General features: G+C 42.0%; 25 protein-coding genes. 20 read left to right on the top strand and 5 right to left on the bottom strand.

Features of this window, described 5'->3' with window-relative positions:
- The first annotated feature begins 9 nt into the window (after window positions 1-9).
- The 9 genes from AC0QUU_RS14660 to AC0QUU_RS14620 all read left to right on the top strand — a co-directional run bounded on the left by AC0QUU_RS14660 (window position 10) and on the right by AC0QUU_RS14620 (window position 10,336).
- A complete protein-coding gene (locus tag AC0QUU_RS14660) occupies window positions 10-1,530 on the top strand; it encodes an oligosaccharide flippase family protein (protein ID WP_474543634.1) in 1,521 nt (506 codons plus the stop codon).
- 209 nt (window positions 1,531-1,739) lie between these two features.
- On the top strand, window positions 1,740-2,786 hold the full coding sequence (locus tag AC0QUU_RS14655; protein ID WP_474543632.1) for a glycosyltransferase family 2 protein: 1,047 nt from the start codon (window positions 1,740-1,742) through the stop codon (window positions 2,784-2,786).
- Window positions 2,783-3,883 carry a polysaccharide pyruvyl transferase family protein gene (locus AC0QUU_RS14650; RefSeq protein ID WP_474543630.1) on the top strand — a complete coding sequence of 367 codons (1,101 nt, stop codon included), beginning with the start codon at window positions 2,783-2,785 and terminating at the stop codon, window positions 3,881-3,883. The genes AC0QUU_RS14655 and AC0QUU_RS14650 overlap by 4 nt, the downstream gene beginning before the upstream one ends.
- A gap of 28 nt (window positions 3,884-3,911) precedes the next feature.
- Window positions 3,912-5,087 carry a Coenzyme F420 hydrogenase/dehydrogenase, beta subunit C-terminal domain gene (locus AC0QUU_RS14645; protein WP_474543628.1) on the top strand — a complete coding sequence of 392 codons (1,176 nt, stop codon included), beginning with the start codon at window positions 3,912-3,914 and terminating at the stop codon, window positions 5,085-5,087.
- Between the two features lie 199 nt (window positions 5,088-5,286).
- A complete protein-coding gene (locus tag AC0QUU_RS14640; protein WP_474543627.1) occupies window positions 5,287-6,375 on the top strand; it encodes a glycosyltransferase in 1,089 nt (362 codons plus the stop codon).
- Window positions 6,376-6,442: 67 nt separating this feature from the next.
- Window positions 6,443-7,600: a Coenzyme F420 hydrogenase/dehydrogenase, beta subunit C-terminal domain gene (locus AC0QUU_RS14635; protein WP_474543625.1), complete on the top strand. Its 1,158-nt coding sequence runs from the start codon at window positions 6,443-6,445 to the stop codon at window positions 7,598-7,600.
- 15 nt (window positions 7,601-7,615) lie between these two features.
- The gene (locus tag AC0QUU_RS14630) at window positions 7,616-8,497 is read left to right on the top strand and encodes a glycosyltransferase (RefSeq protein ID WP_474543624.1); all 882 of its coding nucleotides are present in this window, start codon (window positions 7,616-7,618) and stop codon (window positions 8,495-8,497) included.
- 7 nt (window positions 8,498-8,504) lie between these two features.
- Complete coding sequence (locus tag AC0QUU_RS14625; protein ID WP_474543622.1) at window positions 8,505-9,842, top strand: hypothetical protein; 1,338 nt, start codon at window positions 8,505-8,507, stop codon at window positions 9,840-9,842.
- Between the two features lie 80 nt (window positions 9,843-9,922).
- Window positions 9,923-10,336 carry a hypothetical protein gene (locus tag AC0QUU_RS14620; protein ID WP_474543620.1) on the top strand — a complete coding sequence of 138 codons (414 nt, stop codon included), beginning with the start codon at window positions 9,923-9,925 and terminating at the stop codon, window positions 10,334-10,336.
- Window positions 10,337-10,621: 285 nt separating this feature from the next.
- Here AC0QUU_RS14620 and AC0QUU_RS14615 read toward each other — a convergent pair whose 3' ends face one another.
- The 3 genes from AC0QUU_RS14615 to istA are packed head-to-tail and all read right to left on the bottom strand — an operon-like array spanning window position 10,622 to window position 13,310.
- Window positions 10,622-10,966, bottom strand: coding sequence for a hypothetical protein (locus AC0QUU_RS14615; protein WP_474542313.1), 345 nt, complete (start codon window positions 10,964-10,966; stop codon window positions 10,622-10,624).
- The gene (locus AC0QUU_RS14610) at window positions 10,963-11,754 is read right to left on the bottom strand and encodes an ATP-binding protein (protein ID WP_033125733.1); all 792 of its coding nucleotides are present in this window, start codon (window positions 11,752-11,754) and stop codon (window positions 10,963-10,965) included. Before AC0QUU_RS14610 ends, AC0QUU_RS14615 begins: the two co-directional genes overlap by 4 nt.
- Window positions 11,751-13,310, bottom strand: a complete 1,560-nt coding sequence (gene istA / locus AC0QUU_RS14605) for an IS21 family transposase (protein ID WP_474542316.1) — start codon at window positions 13,308-13,310, stop codon at window positions 11,751-11,753. Before istA ends, AC0QUU_RS14610 begins: the two co-directional genes overlap by 4 nt.
- A gap of 164 nt (window positions 13,311-13,474) precedes the next feature.
- On the opposite strand from istA, the gene AC0QUU_RS14600 reads away from it, so the two are divergent.
- From AC0QUU_RS14600 to AC0QUU_RS14585, 4 genes are all read left to right on the top strand, one after another.
- Window positions 13,475-14,734, top strand: a complete 1,260-nt coding sequence (locus AC0QUU_RS14600; protein ID WP_474543618.1) for a hypothetical protein — start codon at window positions 13,475-13,477, stop codon at window positions 14,732-14,734.
- 275 nt (window positions 14,735-15,009) lie between these two features.
- The gene (locus AC0QUU_RS14595; protein ID WP_474543616.1) at window positions 15,010-15,483 is read left to right on the top strand and encodes a zinc ribbon domain-containing protein; all 474 of its coding nucleotides are present in this window, start codon (window positions 15,010-15,012) and stop codon (window positions 15,481-15,483) included.
- A gap of 138 nt (window positions 15,484-15,621) precedes the next feature.
- A complete protein-coding gene (locus tag AC0QUU_RS14590) occupies window positions 15,622-16,158 on the top strand; it encodes a hypothetical protein (protein WP_474543614.1) in 537 nt (178 codons plus the stop codon).
- 162 nt (window positions 16,159-16,320) lie between these two features.
- Window positions 16,321-16,854, top strand: a complete 534-nt coding sequence (locus AC0QUU_RS14585) for a cysteine hydrolase family protein (protein ID WP_474543612.1) — start codon at window positions 16,321-16,323, stop codon at window positions 16,852-16,854.
- A gap of 53 nt (window positions 16,855-16,907) precedes the next feature.
- On the opposite strand, the gene AC0QUU_RS14580 is transcribed toward AC0QUU_RS14585, so the two are convergent.
- On the bottom strand, window positions 16,908-17,741 hold the full coding sequence (locus AC0QUU_RS14580; protein WP_474543610.1) for an AraC family transcriptional regulator: 834 nt from the start codon (window positions 17,739-17,741) through the stop codon (window positions 16,908-16,910).
- Window positions 17,742-18,123: 382 nt separating this feature from the next.
- Between AC0QUU_RS14580 and AC0QUU_RS14575 the strand changes: the two genes are divergently transcribed.
- The 4 genes from AC0QUU_RS14575 to trhA all read left to right on the top strand — a co-directional run bounded on the left by AC0QUU_RS14575 (window position 18,124) and on the right by trhA (window position 22,852).
- Window positions 18,124-19,302 (top strand): ComEC/Rec2 family competence protein, encoded by a 1,179-nt coding sequence (locus AC0QUU_RS14575; protein ID WP_474543608.1) that lies wholly within the window; start codon window positions 18,124-18,126, stop codon window positions 19,300-19,302.
- 108 nt (window positions 19,303-19,410) lie between these two features.
- On the top strand, window positions 19,411-20,988 hold the full coding sequence (locus AC0QUU_RS14570; protein ID WP_474543606.1) for a DUF975 family protein: 1,578 nt from the start codon (window positions 19,411-19,413) through the stop codon (window positions 20,986-20,988).
- A gap of 96 nt (window positions 20,989-21,084) precedes the next feature.
- On the top strand, window positions 21,085-22,014 hold the full coding sequence (gene arcC / locus AC0QUU_RS14565; protein ID WP_474543604.1) for a carbamate kinase: 930 nt from the start codon (window positions 21,085-21,087) through the stop codon (window positions 22,012-22,014).
- Window positions 22,015-22,192: 178 nt separating this feature from the next.
- Complete coding sequence (gene trhA / locus AC0QUU_RS14560; RefSeq protein WP_474543602.1) at window positions 22,193-22,852, top strand: PAQR family membrane homeostasis protein TrhA; 660 nt, start codon at window positions 22,193-22,195, stop codon at window positions 22,850-22,852.
- 63 nt (window positions 22,853-22,915) lie between these two features.
- On the opposite strand, the gene AC0QUU_RS14555 is transcribed toward trhA, so the two are convergent.
- Window positions 22,916-23,290, bottom strand: coding sequence for a DUF3783 domain-containing protein (locus AC0QUU_RS14555; RefSeq protein WP_474543600.1), 375 nt, complete (start codon window positions 23,288-23,290; stop codon window positions 22,916-22,918).
- Between the two features lie 151 nt (window positions 23,291-23,441).
- On the opposite strand from AC0QUU_RS14555, the gene AC0QUU_RS14550 reads away from it, so the two are divergent.
- The 3 genes from AC0QUU_RS14550 to truA all read left to right on the top strand — a co-directional run bounded on the left by AC0QUU_RS14550 (window position 23,442) and on the right by truA (window position 24,983).
- Window positions 23,442-23,696 carry a YlmC/YmxH family sporulation protein gene (locus AC0QUU_RS14550; protein WP_474543599.1) on the top strand — a complete coding sequence of 85 codons (255 nt, stop codon included), beginning with the start codon at window positions 23,442-23,444 and terminating at the stop codon, window positions 23,694-23,696.
- Window positions 23,697-23,777: 81 nt separating this feature from the next.
- Window positions 23,778-24,227, top strand: a complete 450-nt coding sequence (nrdR, locus tag AC0QUU_RS14545) for a transcriptional regulator NrdR (protein WP_474543597.1) — start codon at window positions 23,778-23,780, stop codon at window positions 24,225-24,227.
- Between the two features lie 18 nt (window positions 24,228-24,245).
- On the top strand, window positions 24,246-24,983 hold the full coding sequence (gene truA, locus AC0QUU_RS14540; RefSeq protein ID WP_474543595.1) for a tRNA pseudouridine(38-40) synthase TruA: 738 nt from the start codon (window positions 24,246-24,248) through the stop codon (window positions 24,981-24,983).
- Window positions 24,984-25,053: the final 70 nt, after the last annotated feature.

Below are 25,053 nucleotides of genomic sequence, written 5' to 3'. Positions count from 1 at the left end.
ATATCCGTTTTGAAAAGTCAGTTACGTGCTGGTGTAGTTATATCATACATTAATTTGGCAATCAGTTCCTTGATACCATTTATATATACTCCTATTATGTTGGATATGCTTGGACAAGCAGAGTATGGACTCTATTCTCTGGCCCATTCAGCAGTAGCATATCTATCCTTACTAAGCTTTGGCTTTGGAAGTACAATAATTCGATATATTGCTAAATACAATGCAGAGGGAAATAAGGAAGCAGAAGAAAAAGTATTTGGTTTTTTTATTCTGTTATACTGCGGTTTGGCAATCTTGGTGCTGGCTGGGGGAGTGATTTTATCTAACAATGTGGAAGCTATATTTCACCGAGGGCTGACGGATGCTGAACAATCAAAGATGAAAATACTAGTACTGATAATGACAGTAAATTCAGCGCTTTCTTTTCCTGTTAGTGTGTTTTCATCGGTGATAACGGCACATGAAAGATATATTTATCGTAAATTGGTGGATATGTTGTCAACTGTGGGTGTTCCTATTGCCAATATTATAGCCTTGTATCTTGGGTATGCTTCGGTAGGAATGTCTGTAGCAGCGACTATCGTTCAATGTATTATGCTGCCATTGTATGCGGGTTATTGCTTTAAAAGCTTGCATTTAAGACCTCGTTTTTCATTATTACCTAAAAAGCTAATAAAAGAATTAATAGGTTTTTCGGCATTTATTTTTATTGGCTCTATTGTAGATATGCTATTTTGGTCTACAGATAAGGTTATTTTAGGTATGCTTGCAAGTAGTTCAGCGGTTGCAGTATATAATGTGGGAAGTTCTTTTAATAGTATGATAATGAATTTTTCCACATCAATTTCTGGAGTATTAACACCTAAAATTACTGGAATGGTTGTTAAAGATGTTTCGAAGAAACAACTGACGGAACTGTTTATACGAGTTGGTAGAGTACAGTTTATTATAGTAGCTATTATTGCATCAGGATTTTGTGTGTTTGGTCAGGCATTTATTTCCCTGTGGGCTGGGCCAGATTATATAGAGGCATATTGGGTTACTATTTTAACGATGTTTCCCTTATGTATTCCTTTAATACAAAATACAGGATTAAGTATTGTCGTTGCTCAAAATAAACATCAATTCCGTTCGATTGTATACTTAATAATTGCTATTGTAAATGTTATCTCCACATATTTATCTGTTCCATATATGGGCATTATAGGTGCGGCACTCTGTTCCTGTATTTCTTACTTGGCAGGACAAGGAGTGATAATGAATATCTATTATTACAAAGTAACAGGGATTGATATCCCGTTGTTTTGGAAAAATATAGGAAAAATGTCTGTTATTCCTGCAGCTATGATGATATGTGGTTTAATAGTAAATCATTACGTTTTTATTACAAATTGGAGGACGTTTTTAGTCGCTATAATAATATATAGCTGTGTTTATGCATTGTTGATGTATAAATTTATATTGAATGAGTATGAGAAAGATATTTTCCGAAAACCAGTATTGCAATTACTAAGAAAATTAAAGAGGTAGATATTTGGACGGACATGGGGAGTACATCAGGCGTACTTTTTGATGTTTAGTGCGCCGAGCAAAAATTAATATATGTGCTAAGTATGGCATTGATATCTATTCCTGAAGCGTTTAAACGGGAGCTGAAAATGCCCTAGACCGAATATCCTACATAAATAGGATAGAGGATATACGCTATATGTATCCTAGTGGTGAGGAGATTTTGTGATATGAATGTGAATAGAAAATTAAAAAAAGGGTTGGTATCAGTTATTATACCTGTATATAATGTGTCAGAGTATCTATCACGGTGCTTGGACAGTATTATAAATCAGTCATATAAAAATCTTGAAATTATAATTGTAGATGATGGCAGTACAGATAATAGTTACAAAATATGTAAAAAATATGAAGAAATGGACAGTAGAATTCGAGTTATCCATAAAGAGAATGGTGGGGCGGCATCTGCACGTAAAGTAGGTTTATTGAGCTCTTGTGGAGAATATATTGCAATGATTGACGCAGATGATTGGATTCATCCTCAATATTTTAGTATTCTTGTGAATATACAAAAAAGGAGTGGATCACAAATTGTCATTTGTCAGTATCAAACATGTACTGATTTATCTATGGCTTGTATAGATGTTGTCGATAATCAAAATATAGAATATAAAGTATCAAATTCACTTCATGAATGTATGGAGGACTCTTATATTCGTAGTTATATATGGGGAAGATTATATACACGAGAGGTAATTGGAAATAACCTTCCGCAGGAAGGAATTGTTATGGGAGAAGATACATTATTTAATATTCTGGTAATGTGTACTTATCCAGATATTTCTGTATCAATAGTAGAATTAAAATTGTATTATTATTATATGCGTGATACATCCGTTATTCATACGGTTCCGTATGCAGATATGATTTATGTTAGCGGATGGCTTATAGATAATATTGTATTGTTTGATTCGATCGAAGCGAAAAAGGAAATAATAAAGAGGTGCATGAAAATTATCCTTTATTACGCTTATTATCAGTCTATTGGAAGAAATAAAGATGATAAAAAGAAATTATTGACTATTTCTAATAGACAATTCAAACAGATAAAACCGTATCTAAAAAAGTGTTTAGATATAAAGATGCTTGTATTTTATACTTTACTTTACAATATTCCGCTTCTTTATCGACTATTACGTATCATAGAAGACCCAAGTCTGCTTGTATGGGAAAAAGATATTAAAAGAAAGCGAAAAATGGGAGAAAAAGATATATGAAGATAGGAATTTTGACATTTTACTGTTCAGATAATTATGGAGCAATGCTTCAGGCATATGGATTAAAAAACTTTGTGAAAAAATTTAATACAGAGGTAGAAATTGTTCCATATTCACCTTTTTATTTAGTTGGGCGACACTGGTTTATACCATATTATCCCTTTAAATCAAAAAAGGAGCGATTTATATGGACACTGACGGGAATAAAGCATAACTTACAGATGAAGGGGGATTTCATCCGGCAAAAAAGTAATATGGATAGATTTCGAAAACAGTATCTCATTGAAGATAAAAGAAGAATCCGAAGTATAAAGAGATTGGAAACGCTAGATTTTGATGTATACATTGTTGGAAGCGATCAGATTTGGAATCCTGAAATTACTTTCGGACTCCGTAAAGCGTATTTTGGAGCATTTAATAATAGCTGTAAGCATAAGGTGATTTCATATGCGGCAAGTATGGGAGGAAGTAAATTATCTCAAACATATGATGCGGAAATGAGAAATTTGCTTCAATTTATAGATGCAATTTCAGTTCGAGAAAAGTCTGCAGTTGCATACATACAATCTTTGTGCAACAAAGAAGTATCTGTTACAGCAGATCCAGTTTTCCTATTGGATTCTGATCAATGGGAAAAAATTGAAATTAGGCCGAAAATAAGCCGATATATTTTGGTTTATGATACAGAACGAAACAGCAAATTAAATTTATTTGTTAAAAATTTATCCAAAAAGAAAAAACTTAAGGTGGTTGAAATAAAGCTTCGCAAGGCGCATGATGATCCAGACTTTTATATTGATGCTTCTGCGGGTCCGGCAGAATTTTTGGGTTATATTCATCATGCAGAATATGTGGTTACAAATTCCTTCCATGCAACTGCATTTAGTATTATTTTTCATAAGTCATTTTTAGTGTTTGGCCATAGCAATTATAATGCAAGATTAGAAAATGTTCTTTTGCAATGCGGGCTGGATAATCGCATTATCAGTGTTAAAAATAATATTGATGAATCAATAGATTGGGAATGTGTTGAACAAAAAAAAGAAAAGATGATACAATCATCAAAAGAGTTTCTAAGAAAGAATCTTTTCGACTAATTACTTAAAAAATATGTATATAAGAAAAATGAAAGATAAAGATATTACTGTTGAAAAAAAAGAAAAGAAAGAATGTTGTGGTTGTTCAGCCTGCGCTGATATTTGCCCAACTCACGCCATTGAAATGATCTCGGATGAAGAAGGTTTTTTATACCCTAAAGTGAATATAAATTTGTGTGTTTCCTGTGGCAAATGTATTCATAGTTGTGGTTTTAATCCTGTGGATAAATTATTAGCACCACCTAAAGCATTTGCCGTGAAACATATAGATGATAAGGTACGAATGAGTAGCAGGTCAGGAGCAGCTTTTATTGCTTTTTCGGATGTTATTTTAAGTCATTCTGGTGTTATATATGGTGCTGGTATGCAAACAGATTTCTCAGTGAGGCATTGCAGGGCTTTAAATGAAAAGCAAAGGGATTTAATGAAAAAGGCAAAGTATGTTCAGAGTAGTACGATTGATATTTTCCCTCAGGTTGCTCAAGATCTGAATGTAGGAAAAGAAGTTCTATTTTCTGGGACACCTTGTCAAGTCGCAGGATTACATTCTTATTTATCTACATTGCATATTGATGATTCAAAATTATATTGCTGTGATCTGGTCTGTCATGGTGTTCCAAGTCCAGCAATTTGGAAAGACTATGTGTCTTACATAAGCAATAAATATGGGAAGGAAATTTTAGAGGCAAATTTTAGAGATAAAGAATTTGGTTGGAATACTCATTTTGAGTCTTTTGTTCTAAAAGATAAAAAGAGAAAAATAGTCCGTAAGGATTATACGGATTTGTTTTGTCAACATATTATGTTCAGACCATCCTGCCATAATTGTTATTTTGCAAGCATATATCGACCGGGCGATTTGACTTTAGCTGATTTCTGGGGTATTGAAAAAAATGATGCTTCATTTAACGATAATAAAGGAGTTTCCCTTGTTCTTGTGAGTACAGAAAAAGGATTGAGATTATTTGATCAGGCACAAAAATATTTTCAATGGTTTGAGTGTGAAATTGAGAATTGCCTTCAACCAATGCTTATTGAACCGAGCAGTGTTTCCCCCAGAAGAGAGAAGTTCTGGGAAGATTACAAAAAAATGGATTTCTCCAAATTTCTAAAAAAGTATACAACTCCAGAGAATCTCAAGGCGGTTTTAAAGAAAAAAATCAAAGAAATATTATATTTTATTGGACTGAGGCAATATCCCTGAAAAATTAATAGATATCTACATTTCAGATTCAAAGAAAATTATAGAAAATCTAGAATCGAGTTTTACTGAAAGGTAAGTATAATATTTATAATAAAAATATAGTGATTACAGAAAATATAGTCTCTGAACATCCAGTTATATTCCAACTGAATTGAAAAAGAGGATAAAAAAAGTTATATATTTAAGAAGGTAGTGAAAAGTGAAAGTAAGTATTATCGTTACTGCTTATAATATAGGACAGTATTTGGAAAAATGTTTGCAGAGTTTATTGAAGACAAGTCCTTACATTGCTGAAATTATCTGTGTAGATGATGGGTCTACAGATAATAGTTATGCTATTTTTTGTAAATACAAAAAAATCGATTCACGTATTATTGCAATACATAAAGAAAATGGTGGCATATCAAGTGCAAGGAATAAAGGAATTCAGAGCGCTTCCGGAGATTTTTTGATTTTTGTTGATGGGGATGACTATATAGAAGCGGATATACTTAATTCATTATTAGATAAGTACAATTGCCTCTTAAACTCAGAAGCAATGACTACTATATGGTGTGGGTATACAAGAGAAGACTGGAATGGCGAATATGGAGTAAATCCTATATTTGCTGCTGGAAGTTATGATAGAAGGGAGATTGTAGAACGTATTCTTCCATCTTTTCTGGGCATTTCGTACCAAAAACTTTATAAATGGTTTGAAGGAGAAGGCTTGCAGAAAAATCAGGAATTTCCTTCGGTCTGGAGAGCTGTTTATTCAAAAAGAATAATCGATTCAAATAATATTAGGTTTAATGAAGATGTTCAAACGGGAGAAGACCTTCTGTTTAACTGGGAATATTTTGCATATGCAGATAATATACAAATTAGCGATACAAAATATTATCATTATATTTGGCGGAAGGGCTCGTTAACACAAAATACATCGGAACATTTTTATATGTCCAAAAAAGCTATGGAAGAAAATAGAGATATTCAGAATAAAAGATTAATTGAGGTAACAGGAGATCTTTCAAATGAGTATCAGGGATCGCTGATTTTGAGTAAAATCCAGATGGCGGTCATGCTTTCTAATTGTTCCTTGAAAAGTATTATAAAACATTACAAGATGTTTGTGGATTATGCGAAGACGCGTTCGATTGTAAATGCATATAAAAAGTTGAAGTTAAAGAATGCGCCATTAAAGTATAAAGTACCATTATGTATGGCTAAGAAACAGTGCAATCTTCTTTTGTTTCTGGGGTGTTTTATCTTATCAAAATTGAAAATTCAGATATATCCGGAAAATTAGATATCTCTGGAGTCATGGCGAAGTGTTTTATGAAGAAAAACTTATAATTTCGAGGAAGGAAAAGTAAATGTTTCAAATACCTTTGGACTGTACAGGATGTCACGCCTGTGCAAATATATGTCCTGCAAAATGTATAATGATGAAGAAATCAGAAGCAGGGTTTCTGATGCCGGAGATAGATCAGTCCTCATGCATTAACTGTGGGCAGTGCGAAAAAGTTTGTCCTGTTATACATATTCCTGAAATTAGTACACAGACAGTTGCTTATGCAATGAAGAATAGAAGTCAGAATGAACGGGTGAAGAGTACATCGGGAGGCATTTTTCCGCTTTTTGCAGAATATGTGCTGGACAGAGAAGGGGTTATCTTTGGGGCAGCGTATGATTCTGATTTTTCAGTTCGCCACATCAAAGTTTGTGAAAGAAAGGATCTTTCATTACTCCAAGGAGCGAAATATGCACAAAGTGTAATCAGCACATCTTATATCGAAGTGAAAAGAGAATTAGCGTGTGGGCGTATGGTTCTATTTTCCGGAACCCCATGCCAGTGTGCAGGATTAAAATCATTCCTTGGAAAGCCATATGAGAATCTGATTACTGTGGATATAATTTGTCATGGCGTACCATCCCCTAAAGTCTGGCACGCATATGTAGATTATCGCTCTCAAAAAGAAAATGAAGGAATACGCCCACTTAGAATTAATATGCGCTCCAAAGCAAGCGGCTGGAGTCATTATGGGTATTCTACAGAATTCGACTATGGTGATGGAAAGATCAGTCAAATAGGAAATGGTCACGATTTATTCATGAAGGCATTTGTTGGTAATATTTGTCTGTGCTCTTCCTGCAGTGACTGTAAGATGAAGGGAGTAGAACGTTGTACTGATTTTACTTTGGGGGATTATTGGGGAATATGGAATCAGCATCCAGAATTTGATGACAATAAGGGGACAAGCGTTGTATTTGTTCATACTCAAAAAGGACGGGAGATACTGGAACAGTTAAGTGACAAGGTGGACTGTTTAAAAGTAGACATTGAAGATGCATATAAAGAGAATGGAAGTTTGGTGAATTCATCCCCAGCTCATTCTGGCAGAGATGAATTTCTCGAGCAGATTACAGCAGATAATTTTGAGGATTTAGTGAAAAAATATTTCCCACAGGAAAGCGTACAGAAATCAGGATTACTACAAAGAATTAAGAGGAAGCTGGGGAGAATATTTTAAACGAGGATACTTATAATGAGAAGCATGATTAAGAACGCATTAAAGAAAGTTATATATGGTCCATTGTCTCCTATCGCTGTAAATGTATTTCGACTTGTTTCCAATGTGGAATATCGTCATTTTACTAAGAAATGGGAGCGACAGGGCTGGAAGAAACCTGATCAGTCTGAAATAGATTTAGTCCGTGAGAATGTAACAATAATTTTTAAATCATTCGAACGTCAGAAAATGGCAAAGCGACTGTACAGAAATATTCAATCCTATTATCCGGGAGTTCGTGTTATTATTGCCGATGACAGCTCAAAACCGCTTGATCTGCAGGATGATTCATTGCAGGTGATTCAGCTTCCCTTTAACAGCGGACTAAGTTTCGGCCTGAACCGTGCGCTTGAGAAAGTCGAGACGCCATATATAATGCGGATGGACGACGACGAACTTCTGACAGTGAAGACGTGTCTGGGGGCTCAGGTGAAATTTCTTGAAATGCATCCGGAAGTAGATCTGGTCGGCTTCTGTACACTGACAGCGATCCGCTGTATGAATCCGGATAAAGAGGTGAGCAGGTTTACATCATTCAGTATGAAAGGCGCTCCGCAACCACTTCGTATTCCTCATATGACACAGATTGACGGCAATCATTTTGTTATGGGGAAAGTTCCGAATCTGTATGTGGCAAGGACGGACAAGGTCAGAAGTATAGGTTGGGATGAGAACATCCGGATGATGGACCATCAGGATTTCTTCTGGCGGGCGGCAGGTAATCTGGTTTCTGTGATTGCACTGGGAACAGCGGTATTTCATTATCATAATCCGTTTCAGCGGCATTATCAGAAGTACAGGCAGGATGTAGATGGGGATAGGATCTATATTGCCGGAAAGAGAAAGCAAGGACTGTAAAAGAACTATGGGAAGAAAAATCAGTTGGTGCTCAGGGTGTTATGATGAGATAGAGCTTGTTTATAATAAGGTTATTCAGAATCCGGCAGCTGCCAGTCTTTTATCAGAATTTGAGAAAAGAGCTTTTCAGGAAGCCGAAGAAAATTGTATGATGATTAATCGGGGGAATGTTCCGATTACGCGTGAAGTATTTCTGGCAATGTCGGAAGCGGATAAAGAAAGAGTGATGTATATACTCGCGGATATCGGTTTAAATGAGTTTAACCCTTCTATGAGCAGCCCTGTGATTTCGGTAACTTTTTCACAGCATATACACAAGCTCCTGTTCTGTACAATGTTTTCGGTACTGAACAGATTAGAGAAGCTGGATGGATCTTATAATTTGATCCTGCCTTCTCCGGTGACCCTTGAATTCATTATACCGACAGGAAATATTGAGGGCCTGGAGAAGTGTGAGGCGTTGCTTACACAGCTTTATCCGTGGATTTATGTGAAAAAAACATTTTTGGCGCCGGAGGTAAAAAGCAACAGTACATCGGGGGACTTAGGGGAAACAAAGGAACTTTTTCCCGGACAGCTGCGCCCGAAGGCGGAGCCGAAACCGCAAAAGGATAGTTTTTTTGCAAGACTGTTTGGTCAAAAGAAAAAGACATCCGTTAGCCAGACAATAAATAATATTTATTCGAGTGTAAGTGCGGAATACAGAAACAGGATATTTTATGGCGATATAAAAAATGCCGGCAACATTTTGCAGATGATTTCGAAGTCGGTATTTGGCAGTCTTGAACCGGATAAAATTGAATTATGTTTTCAGATATATTTCCAGACATGGATACGTTGTCATACAAGCATGACGCCTCTGTTTTTGAAACCGGAAGTAATAAAAAATGAATTATACCGCAAATTTTTATCCGTGCAGCCGGAGATTGTTAACAAATGTGTGGATAATTCACTGGCTATCGTGTATTCATATGAACCGGAGCTGAAACAGATTGTTGATATGATGAATTTGTTTGAGAGCAATGTTGCGCAAAATGCAGAAAAAAATAAAAGTATTGAGAATTTATACATAAATGATCCCGATTATGGACTGGTTCCGGAAAAGCCGGTATTTGTGAATGGCTTCGGAAGCGATGAGGGATATTTATCACATCTTGCTGCAGCTGATGGGAGCAGAATAGAGTTTCAACGTATCGGTTCTTTGGAAATAGAAGGTATAGCAGGGCCTGTTGATATATATAGTCTTTTGAGTCCGGATAAAAAGGAATATATGAAAATCTATATGTCTGTTTATGGGACCGGGGCATACTGCCGCATCCCACGGGGCCTGATTTATAAGAAATAAATGTACAGCAGCATATCCGCTATATCAGAAGAAAGGTACATAGAAGGCGCAGCAGGAATAATTCGGAGCAGTATTCAGTTATGTCAAAAGTGATGTTTACAAACAATTTTTCCAAATCTCTGGCAGCGTTATTGAGGGAGTATAATAATGCGCCTATACATTTATCTGGTAAATCTATGGCGGAGTATTTGAATAACTTCATAGAAAATGGCTCTTATATCTGTGAGAACATACATAACGATTATACACGACTTAGTGATCAGGCGTTCTGGAAAGATGTTTTCCCGGAGAAAAATCCTTTTGATGATAACCTGCAGACATCAAAAAGCGTTCAATATTTATTAAGCATATTTATGCTTGTAAATAACGGTGAATTAGTACCATCTGTACGGTCTAACTGTACCACTCTGCCGAAACAAGAGTACCGCCTTGCCGGTTGGCTGTACCGGTCGGCAACTGCACTTTGCCAACGATGCGAACCACTTTTCCGGTGAAGTGAACCATCCTTTCGGATGGTTGATCCACTCGATATTCGATTACTTTGCCTAAAGACGGTATCTGGCGAGAATGGAGCTTGCAATGGCTGTTATCGCCTCGCTGACGCAACTACGACATTGACAAGTGCCATCCTGCCAGATGAATGACAGCTAAACAAAGCAAACGCATTCCGTGCTGATGGAGCGTTGACTCCACAGCCGATGACCTGATGTTTTCAGGACATCTTACATAGAGTCATTCCAGCACATACGCTGATGACTATAGATTATTACCTTGACAACTTAATACCGGTCGTCATCCTGACCCTGGGCAATCCTTATCATGGAATCCACATGCTCCTTAAATGACATTGGATCTCCGCCATCATAGTAGATCCTCATGTACTCCTGGTACGCCAGGTTATCGTAATGCGGGGTATCCAGATCAGAAAGAATATCAGCTCCAGTGGTCCACTGATGTTCCGGATCAAGCTTCTGGCTCAATTCATATCTGGCCTTTACGGTCTCAGCTTTCAGATGCTGGATGTCTTTCACCATGGAGTCTACGAGTTCCAGGAAGGATTGGATCAGTTCGCAGTTATCAATATCGGGGCATTCGTCCCATGCGGTGTAATCATCCCGGATCATTTGCCATCACCATCCTCTCCGGATGTCTGGATCCCATGGCGTTTTCGCATGGAGACGTGGCCATCAATAAAAACGTCATAGGCGTTGTGGATGATCCTGTCCATGATCGCTTCGGAAATCGGGCTCCCTTCCGCTGATGCGGGGTCGAGCCTGCCATACCATTCGTCCGTATGATACTGGGAACAGAAGATCATGGATCCCTTCTGGCTTTTGATCCGTGCTTCCACAACCTCAAGCAGGTTATAGGATTCCTGCTGTACCAACGGGCGGATGAGCCATTCATCAAGGATGAGAAGATCCACTTTCAGGTAAGAAGCAATGGTTTTCCGGAATTCACCGGTGCCCTTAGCGACATTCAGTTCTTCCAGAAGCTCAGGAAGGCGTACGTAACGTACTTTTTTAAATTTTCTGCAGGCAGCATTGCCAAGTGCACATGCAATGTACGTCTTGCCGCTGCCGCAGGCACCACTCAGGATGATATGCCGCCCGTCATCGATATACTTGCAGGTAGAGAAGCGTGTCAGCTGCGTCTTGTCCAGCTTACGGTCCGGATGGTATTCGATCTCTTCCATACAAGCATTTGGCGCTGAAAATCCGGCATCACGGATGCATTTGGCGAGCTTATTGGCCTGGCGGCGGTTCCACTCTGCATCGACCAGGAGAGCGATCCGCTCCTCGAAGCCGAGACTGCTGTAGGTATCAGGATCGCTCAGCTGGGACTCCAGTTCTTTGGCCATGGCTGAGAACCGCATCTGCTTGAGGGTATCAATCGTTGACTGGTTGATCATATGTTTGCACCCCCTTTCCGGAAAGCATCAGCGCCTCGTGTGATCCCGTGGCGGGTGCCATTTTTCGGCACAGGTGCTTCAGCGGCTTGATTGAGGGGAATCCTATCCTGTCCGTTTTTGAGAATGGTGAGGATGCTCCTCAGCGCAGGTGTCGATGAAAAGGCTAATGCACGTTCACAGGCGGCATCCACACGAGCAAGGCCATATCTGTCTGCAGCCTTCATAAGGCTTACACAGTATTTATAGCCCTGCTCCGGCTCCTTCCCGGCTTCTAGGAATTGACGGATCACTGCGGAAACAGAGGAGCCTGCCGACTCAGCCCATGAGAGGAAAGCGTCTTTGTTGTAAGAGAGGTATCTGCGGTGTGCTTCCGGCATATGTCCCGGCACCATAACAGCATCGCGCTGGGCCTTTTTTAAGCGCACATGGGAAGCAACGCGTCCGCCACGGAAGAACACTTCCACGGTATCTCTTGTAGTGCGGATGTCTACGGTCTCGCCGATCAGGTCAAAGGGCACCGAATAACGATTGAGGCCATCGGTGATCGTATAGTCGTTGTGGATCTTCGCTGTGCTCCATGTAGCCAGCTCGTACGGTGCGGGAGGAAGCGGATGCATAAAACTGCGTTCTTCCTCTTCATATGCCGTGTGGCGGTTCCCTTTCCGGGTCTTGAAAGACTTATTGTTCAGAGCCTCAAGCTTCTCTTTTACGGTGGCATAAGCCTCTTCAAAAGAGAGGAAGTGATAATTCCTGATGGCGGCAAGGATCCAGGTCGTGGCAAACTTCACGGAACCCTCTGCATTTGGTTTGTCGTCAGGAGCCTTTGGCCGGGCCGGGACAATCGCCGTATCGTAATGATCGGCCATTTCCTGGTAGGCTCTGGGAATGACGGTTTCATAACGGGTATTCTTGGTTACTCCGGTCTTGAGGTTATCCGGCACAACCAAACGGGTTACGCCACCAAAGTACTCATAGGCATGGACATGGCAGAGGATAAAGTTCTCCGACTTCATATCCCGGCAGAGTTCCGCATATACAAGGCTGCTGCAAGACAATACTCCCACGAAGAGATAAGCCGGAGTGATTTCGCCGGTAACACTGTCGTGAATGTCAACGGTTGTACCAGCCCAGTCAACCTCGAAGGTCTCTCCAGGCTTTCGGGAAATACGCATGGTTGCCTTGCTGACTCTTGCCCATTTGCGGTAGAGGTCACCAAACTGTGTACTCATGTACGGCTGCTTCCCTGCGGCATAAGCCTGCTCGCAGTACTCTGTCCAAAGAAGTGTCATCGTAACGCCTTTCTTTGCAAGTTCCCTGTGAATCCACGGGAAGTCAATGGGCATACGGTTGGAATTCTTCTCTGCCCGGGCAGGGTACAGGAGTAACTTCAGGTCTGAGTTAGTAACATTTGCATCCAGAGGCCACTCGATCTTCAGCGCATTGGCTAAGTCGATTACTTCTTTGACAGTACTGCGGGAACTATGAACAGATGATGTGATCACCCGCTGTGAATACCCGAGATTATGAAGCCTCAGGATTTCTCGATAATCTACCATGATTATCGCCCTCCTTATAATAGTAGTCACACATTAGGTGTGCCACAATCATTATAAGGAGAACTTTAGCGGCTGGTACAGCCAACCGGTAAGATGGTACAGAATTAGCGGCAGGGTGGTACAGTTAAACCGTGCAGTGTGTCACGAGCGACCGTTATTTACATATGCTTCTGTATATGATTCATGACACGTTGCAGAAGCCCTGCTTTTATGAAGTCGAACATTCATATTCACTGTGCCGCTATATCAGTTGTGCCAATGCATTTATTTCATCTCTGGTTATGGACTTTGATTTTGGAGATCACAAAGGTCTGGACTTCAGCAGCAAATATATACCAAACAGTATGATTGGGGAATATATATTTAACATATATAAAACAGAACAGAGCCAACTGCTGATTGTTGGAAATTCTGAGCTTGATATTGATCCGGAAGAAGATCTTTCCAAGTTAGTGCATAAATTGGATCACGATACAATTATGGCTGGGGTCGCATTTATGCAGGTGCAGGCAGTACTGCTGCTTTTGAACTATTCGGCAATTTATTCAAAAAATACACAGAAAATAGCAAAAACTCTGATTATGAGTTTTAAAGACCTGTTGGCAGATGTCCGAATTCAGAAAATTGAGATTGATACGGCTATTGCTTCCGGAATTATTCGGAAGGGAGTTAGGACAACAACCGGAATAAAAATATTTTTTGCTCTGGAAAATATGGACAGATACTGCCTCAGGATAGATTTTCCGCATAAAGGAGAAGCGTTTCTGCACTATAATCTGCACGAACCGGGAAGAGAAAATGCACTGCCGCTTAACGAGAAAAAGTACCGTTTACTGGCTGGTAAATATAAACATTTGGATGAGCTTTTTTTTCATTTTAATAATTTATATTGGTTTCGGAGTAACTTCGTTTCCAAATTGGAAAGAATAGCTCCTGAAAAAGATTCGGATGAATACGCAAACTATCTGAACTTCCGGGAAGAGCTTCTGGATTTATTTTATGAACAGGGACATTATCGGATATTCGGCGATGATAAAAGAGATGACACAAGCAATGCTATAAGCGAGTCTGATATGAGGACGTTTGTTGCGGAATTTGGAACTGCTTTATCCCAGATGCCGGAAGCTGGCGTATTTTATTCAGATACAGGAATTGATAATATATCAAGTGAACTGACCCGCATTAAAATAAAAGATATTCTATATTATTTTTTGACTTTGTATCAGGAATGCATATATAAAGAGCAGCTTCTGGAAAAATCCCTCCAGCGTGAAAAGGAGAAAATAAAAACAAAACTGTTGGATATTCTGTTTTGCTCTTATAAGAAAATTGTTATACAGTATGGAGAATACAAAGATTTGGCTGAGCTGAGTTTGAAAGAAATACTGGAGCTGGTGTGGGAAGCAGTCGAAGATTTTGATTGAATTATAGAGAAGAAGATGAAAGGCCAGAGTTGTAAAAACGGATGTGCAGTAGCAACAGAGCATCTGGTTAGTCGGTGCTGTTGTCTATAGGATCAGAACCTTTCGGCCATTATGAGAAACTGCCGAATCTGGTTTTAGGTTTTCGTGTATGTGACCTTAAAACTTTTGAAAAGGTGTTATTTATCAAAAAAGGGAACGGCAAATAACTGTAAATTGTATGAAGCAATAAAACTGAAAGAAGAAATTGAAAAAGCGGAAAATATAAGGAGGTCACCATGAGGTTCTGTACAAATTGCGGAGCCAGGCTCGCCGACGACTGGAAGTTCTGTATTAAATGCGGGTACCAGCTGCCGGAAATCAGGAAACCGGAGAAACAGAAAATAAATTTACCGAAGGACGGACGTTTATTTGAAATGGAAGAAATGAACTGGGGACAGATAGACGTTACTTCTGATGTGATGGTTTCGCAGACGTGGGTCATATACCAGATAGGACTTGTGATTTCCTATGTATCTTATAGCGCTAGTGGTGATTCTGATATCCAGTCGTCCTGTTTGAGCAAAGAGGAGGTCCAGACATTATGTGATATGTTGAGCAGTGCAGATTTAAAGATTATGCGTCAGCCGGCAGGGGAGCTGATGGTACCGGTTATAATATGGTTGTATATGATGTTGAGGGAAAAGAATCATCTAAGATTACAGGATACATTTACTACAATGCGTATTTGGAGGAACTCAGAGATTTCGTAAAGGATATTCCCGGCCTTTCCTTTTCCTGTTACGGATCGGCCGCACCCCAATTTTTCATGCCATAATATTTTGGCCGATTATCTGAACATATACAAAAATATATGCAGAATTCAAAAGTGTATGAGGGGAGAAAATAGCATGTTTGAACCAAAAGATGAGTATCTGATGCTGAGAGATGAAATATTACATCTGGATACAATCGTAAGTAACACAATTACTTTTTTCTATGCGTTTATAGCCAGCTTTCTTGCATTTGCACTTACTCAAACAGATAATGTGTTATTTATATTATCCTATATTGTTATTTTTCCGGCTTATCTGATTGTGTTAAGCAGGTTGGAAGGGATTTACAGAATTGGTGCATACTTAAAGGTCTTCCATGAAGGAGAGACTTTTATGTGGGAGACAAGAAATTCAAAATTTGTAAAAGCAAGAGGTAAAAAATATTTTTCCTATTTTGTCTTTTCAAGCTTCCCTTTTATAGTTGTTAATATTGCCGTGCTGCTGCTCTTTTTCTACAAAACTGATTTTAAGGCTCTGATGGATTTTGAATTCTATGAAATTATAAAAATAGTTTTGATGGTAATATTATTTGTGGCTTTCCTTTTCGTTTTTTTCAAAAACAGAAAGGTTTCAACAGAAGATTATTTCCAGGGATGGGAGGCATTGAAGTAGAGTGGGCCGCAAGCCTTGGCTGGACCGGCAGGATGAGCAGACCGGAGAAGTTATTGTAGAGCCGCAGATTTCAAAAGGTATAAATAAGACAAAATTTCGGGTAAATCCACCCCGCACTGGAAATACTGTTTCAATAGTACAGTTTATTTTGGAGGACAGAATATGAGCAACATCCTTTTTTTGATTATAGATATGCAGAATGGTTTTATGAACCAGTATACGGAACATCTTGTGGATAAAATGGCCCGGTTCCAGAGCCGGATCAGCGGAAATGTCATTACAGCGGGAACCCGCTATGTAAATCATGAGCATACGGCGTGTTATGTGTTTGAAGGCTGGAAGAGCTGCATGGAGGGATCGGCAGAAGCTGAGATCGTGCCGGAACTTCGCGGCAGTATGACAAGAGTGTTTGACAAGGACAAATACAGCTGCTGGAACGAAGAAATGAAGCGGTTTGTCCGGGAACATGAGATTAAAAAAATATATTTCGCGGGCGTCAATACAGGCTGCTGTGTTCTGCACAGTGTTCTTGACTGCTATAATGATCTCGTAGACTGTGCGGTGATAGAAGATCTGTGCGGCTCCACATCGGGACCGAAGGAGCATGAAGCCGCGCTGACTGTTCTTCGAAGCTGTATTACGGAAGAACGGGTGATTTCAAGCTCCCGGGCATATGATGAGATCTGCGGTTCCTGACCGGGCCTGTCAGGCCTCAGATATAATACAGAACTGCAAAAATCTTTCCTTTCCTATATGTCTTCCCCGCTATTCTTTCTCCTCTTCCGATACTCCCTGGGCGACATCCGATACCTCTCTCCAAACACCCGGTTAAATGTCCGCATACTTGTAAATCCTGCCTCCATTGCCAGTTCGGTTATGGATTCTTCTGAGTTTTCCAGCAGGTTCACTGCCTGATTCAGGCGCAGGTCGTTCAGATACCCGTTGAAATTTGTATGAAAGGTATGGGAAAAGACCCGGGACAGGGCAAAGGGGCTGTATCCCAGATCCTCCGCCATCTTTGTCAGAGAGATATCTTCTTGGGTGAAATGTCCGGCCATGTAAACGACGGTATCATAGACAATATCATGCCCCGGCTGTTCTGCTCTTTTCTGAAGCGTAAGACAAGGAAGCGCCCTTGCCAGGATAATCTGGGTAAATGCCCGGCAGAGGACAGATGCTGCCGGCTGTTTCTGTGAATCGGAGCGCTGACCGGCACATTCGTACAGTCGGCGCAGGGCGTAAGGAATATCCGGGTGAACGGATCCGGCAGGTATGACCGGATTTTCCGGCTGCCATGTCAGGAGCTGATCCGTGTATGCGCCCGTAAGGGTAGGCGGCGCCAGAAAGTAGAAGGCCCGGGACTCCTCCCGGCTGAATACCTGATAGTGGTGGATGACGTTCGGGAAAACAATGCCGAAGTCTCCCGTATCCATGTGGAGAAGGGTTTCGCCGACGCCCAGCTCCAGTGTTCCTCCGGTTACATAGATGCATTCGATGGATTTGTGAATATGGGGTGGGTAATGGACGGAAACTTTTTCGTAGATTTCCATCTGGTCTTCCTTCAGTTCATAGAAAAAATGCATGGGCACCTCCTGCAAGATCTGGCTGGTTTATCTTTCCTTTTGACAAGAATTATAGCCCGTGCAGAGCTATAATGCAATCGAAAAGAAAGAGGAGGTGCCGGATATGATTAGAAGATTCAGTGATTTTTTAAGAGATTCTTTTGAGACATATATGCAGCTTTATACAAGAGATCTCTTCTAAGCGGCGTGGCAGAACAGAAAAATGAAACAGAGAAAATACAGAAAAAGCAGGAAACTGTAACGGCTGTGATTTATTAGGAATCGCGCGTACGGCGGCCTGCTTTTTGTATGTCCGGGCCTGCCGGGATTTATATTTGTTTTGCATCTTTACGCTTTTTATTTTACAATGAGTAAAAGCTGATACAGGAAGGAGACAGAAGATATGGCTGATTTCGAAGTGCTCAACGTAGGTCAGGGTGACAGCATACTGCTGAATCCCTCTTCCGGATGCAGATACGGCGGGAAAACGGTTTTTATTGATCTTGGGCCCGGCAGATATGATATTACTGAAAATATAGACAGAAACGACCGTGTACATATATTTTTAACACATCATGACAATGATCACCTGGGCGGCATGCATTTTTTCGCGGGAAAGATAGATCAGATTGAGGAGATTATTGTACCTTTATATCAGAACGAGGTTACGCTGATCGCCAGAGCCATTCTGAATCTGAAAGGAATCAGGGAGGCTGAGGACTGCGGAGAATTTGTAAAAGCCCTGGAAGAAGTCGTAAATAATCAGGCGTTTCTGGTAAAAGTTACCGGGAGAGGAAACGCGGTGCCGCAGTTAACTTTTGCCTATGAGGGCAGGGATTTCTGTAAGCATATAAAATGCCTGAATCCTCCGTGCTGCCTGGAGAATTATGACTGGCTCGGGGAAGCGGACCGGCAGAATCTGACCGGTCTGATGCAGGAACTGTTTACCGGAGAGTTTGCTGAGGAAATGGAACGGTATATTCATTCTGCGGAGCATGGTTATGTGGGCGCGGATTCTCCGGAGTTTAGGAGATTCTGGCTGAGAGACTGGCAGTACGAGGATATGGAGTCGTATCGTGCCGGCTGCAATTATGTACTGGGCTTTTTTGCGGAAAATGTATCTCTGCTCTGGCAGTTCAATGCTACAGGCAGCAGAAAGTGCATGCGGAAAATTTATAAGAATTATGTAAAATGCACCCATGATATCTGCACAGTACTGTGGATGAAGTTTGGCAGTGAGCCGTCTGTACTCCTTGCCGGGGATGCAAGTAAAAAAGTATTTGAGCGGCTGATACGGGAAGGCAAGGCGATATCCGCCGATTATCTGAAAATGCCCCACCATGGAAGCCGGCATAATATGAACCGGAAAATCCTTCGGCAGATTAATCCGGAGACAGTGATTATATCCCATGATAACCGGCGGTTCGGCAGGGCGAAGGATTCTCATCCGAATCAGGAGGTGCTGGATCTGCTGCAAAGTGAACATGTGAATATCCTGATTACAAATGATGTCGTAAAAAACGGGATAATAGTTATGCAGAAGCAGCGGCACAGTCAGGATGACTATATTATGATCCGGTAAGCGGCAGAGAGGTACGGGAGGAGGGTATGCCGGCGCAGACGCCGGCATACTTGCAAATCCTGCCTTTCTAAACTATAATATACTATCATTGACATCCCGGAGGAAGACATGGTAAAGAGGAATGAGCTGAAGAAACAAGGTCGCATATTGGTCAGACAGAATTACCTGAGGGCAATTTCTGTCTGCTTTCTTATTGCCATGCTTACAACTGCGTATCCGGTGACAACTACATTTTTCGGATTCCACTCTGTATCCGGACTGCCGGACGGGAAAGCTGTCACACCGGATCTGTCAAATTCAGACGTGGCAGTTCAGGTTATTGAGCGGTTTTTTCCTGGCGGAAATATCAGTGATAAGCTTCCTCCCTTTGTGCTTGAGGCGGGCGGGCTTATTGTTGACATCTGCACATCAGCAAGTTCGATCTTTTTTTCTGTCCTGCGGGCTGTGAACGGCTTCCTTACGGAGAATCCGGAAACCTCGGTATTATTTCTTGCGGCAGGAGCCGTTCTGGCGGTCCTGGGTCAGATATTTATCAGCAATATTCTGGAAATCGGAGAAAAACGGTTTTTCATGGAAAGCAGGAAATACAGACAGACTCAGATTTCCAAGATATTTTTTCTGTATAAGCTTCGTTGTATCTTCAATCCGGCCTGGGTTATGCTCTGCCGCTCTGTGTGCCAGACGCTTTGGAATTTTACCATCGCGGGAGGCATCATTAAACACTATGAGTACAGCCTGATTCCCTATATTCTTGCTGAAAATCCGAAGATCGGAAGGAAACGGGCGTTTTATCTGTCCAGACAGATGATGAAGCATAACAAGCGGAAACTGTTCCTTATTGATCTGTCATTTCTGGGATGGAAAATTCTTTCTCTGTTTACGCTGGGACTTCTGGACTTTTTCTATGTTAATCCTTATGTGGCCGGCTGCAAAGCGGAATTTTATTTTACACTCCGCAGAAACTACGTTCTTTCTCGCTGCGCCGGGTATGAAAATCTGAATGACTCTTATCTGGAGCATGTGCCCTCGGAAGATGAACTTCTGATCAGCAAGGCGCTGTATGACGATTCCCAGGGGCCTTATACGAAAATATCCTATTTTGCTCCGGAACAGTACCCGGTATTTCTGTTTGCTGTACAGCCGCCTCTTCGTGCGGTAAAAACACCTGTAAAAGCGGACAGGAAATACGACTGGCTTTCTTACATATTTTTGTTTTTTGCTTTTTCCGTATTTGGATGGCTTCTGGAAATTGCGGCTTCTCTTGTAAGAAACGGAGTCGTTCCGGACCAGATCATGCTGGCGGGGCCGTGGCTTCCGTTGTATGGAATCTGCGGCGTGGTTCTGCTGTTTTTTGTAAGAAGGTTTCTGAAAAATCCGGCGCTGGTGTTTGCGCTGAACTTCAGCATTTATTCTGTGGCGGGATATCTGTCCAGCTGGCTGTTTGACAGCGGCCTGGGGCTTCGGGTAAGAGATTATGACAATTATTTCCTCAACCTGAACGGAAGAATATACATGGGAGGTTCCATTGCGTTCGCGCTGCTGGGGTGCGCTTTCCTGTATTATATGGCGCCCCGCTGGACGGACTGTTTCCTGAAGCTGTCCCGGGGCAAACGTGCAGTGATCTGTCTGGCGCTGACCTGTCTGGGAATAGCGGATGTTGTCTATACGATTCTGACGAAGATTTAGACGAGAGGAACAGTTGATTTTTTATGGAAATGATAGTACACTTCTAATAAAACGAAAAGACATACTGCCGCAGCAGGCAGAGGAATGGAGACGATTATGAAAAAACGAGTTGTATTGGCTCTGGGACACCGGGCCCTGGGAACGACACTCCCTGAGCAGAAGATTGCGGTAAAACATACTGCCAAATGTATTGCTGATTTAATAGAGGAGGGATACAAGGTTGCCATCACTCACAGCAATGCGCCTCAGATTGGGATGATTCATACAGCCATGAATGAGTTCGCGAAAAATCACACAGAGTATACGCCGGCGCCTATGTCTGTCTGCTCTGCCATGAGCCAGGGATATATCGGATATGACCTTCAGAACGGGATCCGCGAGGAACTTTTAAACCGCGGCATATACCGGACCGTAAGCACGGTTCTTACTCAGGTGGTGGTCGATCCTTATGACGAGGCATTCTATACCCCCACCAAGGTACTGGGCCGGTATATGAACGCAGAAGAGGCCAACGAGGAGCGCAAAAAGGGCAATTATGTAATAGAGGAGCCGGGAAAGGGCTTTCGCCGTGTGGTATCAGCGCCGAACCCGGTCAGAATCGTGGAGCTGGATGCGGTTAACGCACTGCTGGACGCGGATCAGATCGTGATCGCCGCAGGCGGCGGCGGTATTCCGGTACTGGAGCAGGACAATCATCTGAAGGGCGCCAGCGCGGTTATCGAGAAAGATCTGGCAGCAGGAAAGCTGGCAGAGGGCATTGACGCGGATATGCTTATTATTCTGACAAATGTGGAAAAAGTATGCATCAATATGGGGCAGCCGGACGAAGCGCCGCTTGGAGAGCTTACAGTAGAACAGGCAAAGGCTTATATGGATGAGGGACATTTCGGCATTTACAATATGCTGCCGAAGTTCAGGGCATCTGTTGAATTCGTAGAAAAACGTGAGGGCCGGAGCGCATATATTACTGCATTTGATAAAGTAAAAGAAGCGTTAAAAGGAAAAACCGGAACAGTGATTCGGTAATAATAAACTGTAAATGAAACTGATTTTTAAAATATGTACAGAGGCTGTTGCAATACGGCCTCTTTTTTGTTTATTTTTCAGGTTGATTTTTTGGAATATATGATGTAATATATGCATATGCTGGATATAGTTTTAAAAACTACTTGTTGCGATTCTGACATCATGGAGGTGTGTGGTTATGGAAAAAAAGAAACATATTAAAGATCCCGGCAGTGCAATTACACATTTTATCGGCATGCTGATGGCTATTTTTGCAGCGGTGCCGCTTCTGATAAAGGCTGCGAATGAACCGAGCCAGATTTATATTATTTCACTGACAATTTATGCGGCCAGTCTGATTTTACTGTATGCGGCAAGCACAACTTACCATACATTCGATGTTTCAGAGCGGGTAAATACGATTTTGAAAAAGATTGATCATATGATGATTTCCGTACTGATTGCAGGAAGCTATACGCCGGTATGTCTGATTGTGCTCAAGGGCAGAACCGGGCTGATACTTCTTGCTGTTGTGTGGTCCATCGCAATTGCGGGCATCATGATCAAAGCTTTCTGGGTGTACTGTCCGAAGTGGGTATCATCTGTTCTGTATATCGGAATGGGATGGACCTGCGTACTGGCATTTACCCAGATCCTCAATAATATGTCGCCGGCGGCTTTCGGATGGCTTCTGGCAGGAGGAATTATCTATACAGTGGGCGGCGTGATTTACGCGCTGAAGCTTCCGATTTTCAATAACAGACATAAGAATTTCGGCAGCCACGAGATTTTCCATCTTTTTGTGATGGGTGGAAGCGCCTGCCATTTTGTAGTAATGTATGCATTTCTTCTTCCGTAATCCGGCGGATGGGAACGGGAAGCCGGAAAATCCGTTATAAAGAAAAATACACGGGGCCGTGAGCTATTTGCTCATGGCCTCATGCTCTTTCCGGATTTCCTTGAAACAGTCCGGTGCTGTCCAGGAACTGTTTGTAGGTGTAAGGATTGCCTTGTAGGGGAAGGGACCTGCTCCGGTTTTGCGCAGGGCGGCGAGCGCCTGGTTTAACCGGCTGTCGTCAAGAAAGCAGAACACAAACATTGTGCCGGGCAGTTCTTCTCCTTCATAGGCGCCTTCCGCAGGAGCCATGTCCCTGATTCCTGCAAGTACGCCCAGAGGCTGGTTATAATTTTCACGGGCAACGCGCTTCAGGCGGATATGAAGAGGAAACAGCGCCATTTCGATTTTCAGGAGCGTGTCCTTCTCCGGCGGATTAAAAAGTAAAATTGTTTCTTTCATAAAAATTGAATTCTCCTGTTTTTCATAGTTTACGATTGTATTTTAGCGCAGGTACATGGAAAAGGAAAGAGTGATTTGAGGATTGGAACCTGTTTCCTGTTTTCCGCATATAGTATCAGTGAGAAACCGTATCCTGCGTGGAGGAAGGCATATGAGGATCTGTGAGCTCAGGGACAAAGAGGTTATTAATGTCTGCAGCGGCAGAAAGCTGGGCTGCGCAATGGATGTAGAGATCAATGTATGTACAGGAGAGGTGGAGACCCTTATTGTACCCGGCCCGGGAAAGATCTGCGGCTTTTTTGGAACAGACTGTGAATATGTCATTCCCTTTTGCTGTATCCGCAAGATCGGGCCGGATATTATACTTGTGGAGATACAGGAAGAAAAGTTTTTGCAAAAAATCTAGGGGTTGTGTATAATAGAGGAAACTTATGGGAAGAAACAAAAGGCAGGGAAAGCCGGCCAAAACAGAAAGGCGGAAGAGAATATGAGATGTCCATATTGTGGAAACCCGGATACAAAAGTAATAGACTCAAGACCAGCGGAAGATAAGTCCTCTATCCGCAGACGGCGTTCATGTGATGAGTGCGGAAGACGGTTTACAACATATGAGAAAGTGGAGACGATTCCTCTGATTGTAATTAAAAAGGACAATAACCGTGAACAGTATGAGCGGGCCAAGATCGAGCACGGTGTGTTAAGCGCCTGCTACAAGCGCCCGGTTTCGGCGCAGGCCATACAGAAGACGATTGACGCCATAGAGCTGGAGGTTTTTAACAGGGAAGAAAAGGAAATTCCAAGCAGCGTAATCGGCGAGATTGTCATGGAGAAGCTCAAAGATCTGGATCCGGTGGCTTACGTCAGATTTGCTTCCGTGTACAGAGAGTTCAAAGACGCCAATACATTTATGGACGAGCTGAAGAAGTTTCTTCAGTAGCAGAGGAGCGGACGGAAAATGCGTACGTATAAGCTGACAATCGCATATGACGGCACCCGCTATCAGGGCTGGCAGCGGCAGAGCAATACGGAGAATACCATTCAGGGGATTCTGGAAGACGCTGTGATGAAAGAAACGGGCCGCAGGACTGAAGTCAACGGATCCGGCCGGACAGACGCCGGTGTGCATGCCCGGGGACAGACAGCCAGCATTGTTCTTCCGGGAAAGATCATAAGCGAAGACTTTACCGCAGCTCTGAATGAGAGACTTCCGGCAGACATCCGCGTCCTGCAGACGGAACTTGTGAAAAACGGGTTCCATGCCAGAAAGAGCGCGGTGGGAAAAGTATATGAATATCACATCGATACAGGAGAAAGGCCGGATGTATTTACCCGGCGGTTCAGCTTTCATTTCCCGCGCCGTCTTGACCTGGAAGCCATGAGAGAGGCGGCAGGGTATCTGACCGGAACCCGTGAATATGCCGGTTATACAGATAAAAAGGACGAAAAGTCCACACGACGTACAATTTATGATATAATGATCAGCGGACAGGGCAGCAGCGTTGTCATCGAATATGACGGGACAGGCTTTCTCTATCATATGGTGCGGATTCTTACAGGAACACTCCTGGAGACCGGCGCCGGAGAGCGGAAGCCGGAAGACGCGGCGGCGGCTCTGCGGACAAAGAACAGGCAGCAGGCGGGGTTCCTGGCCCCGGCGCAGGGGCTGTTTCTGCGGGAGGTTCGCTATAACTGAAACAGAGACAGGTAGCAGAGTTATCTGTCTTTCGTTTTTTTATGCGGTTCGGCATGACGTACCATATGGC

Source organism: Mediterraneibacter sp. HA8405 (assembly GCF_056148955.1).
This window is presented reverse-complemented; position numbering and strand designations above follow the sequence as displayed.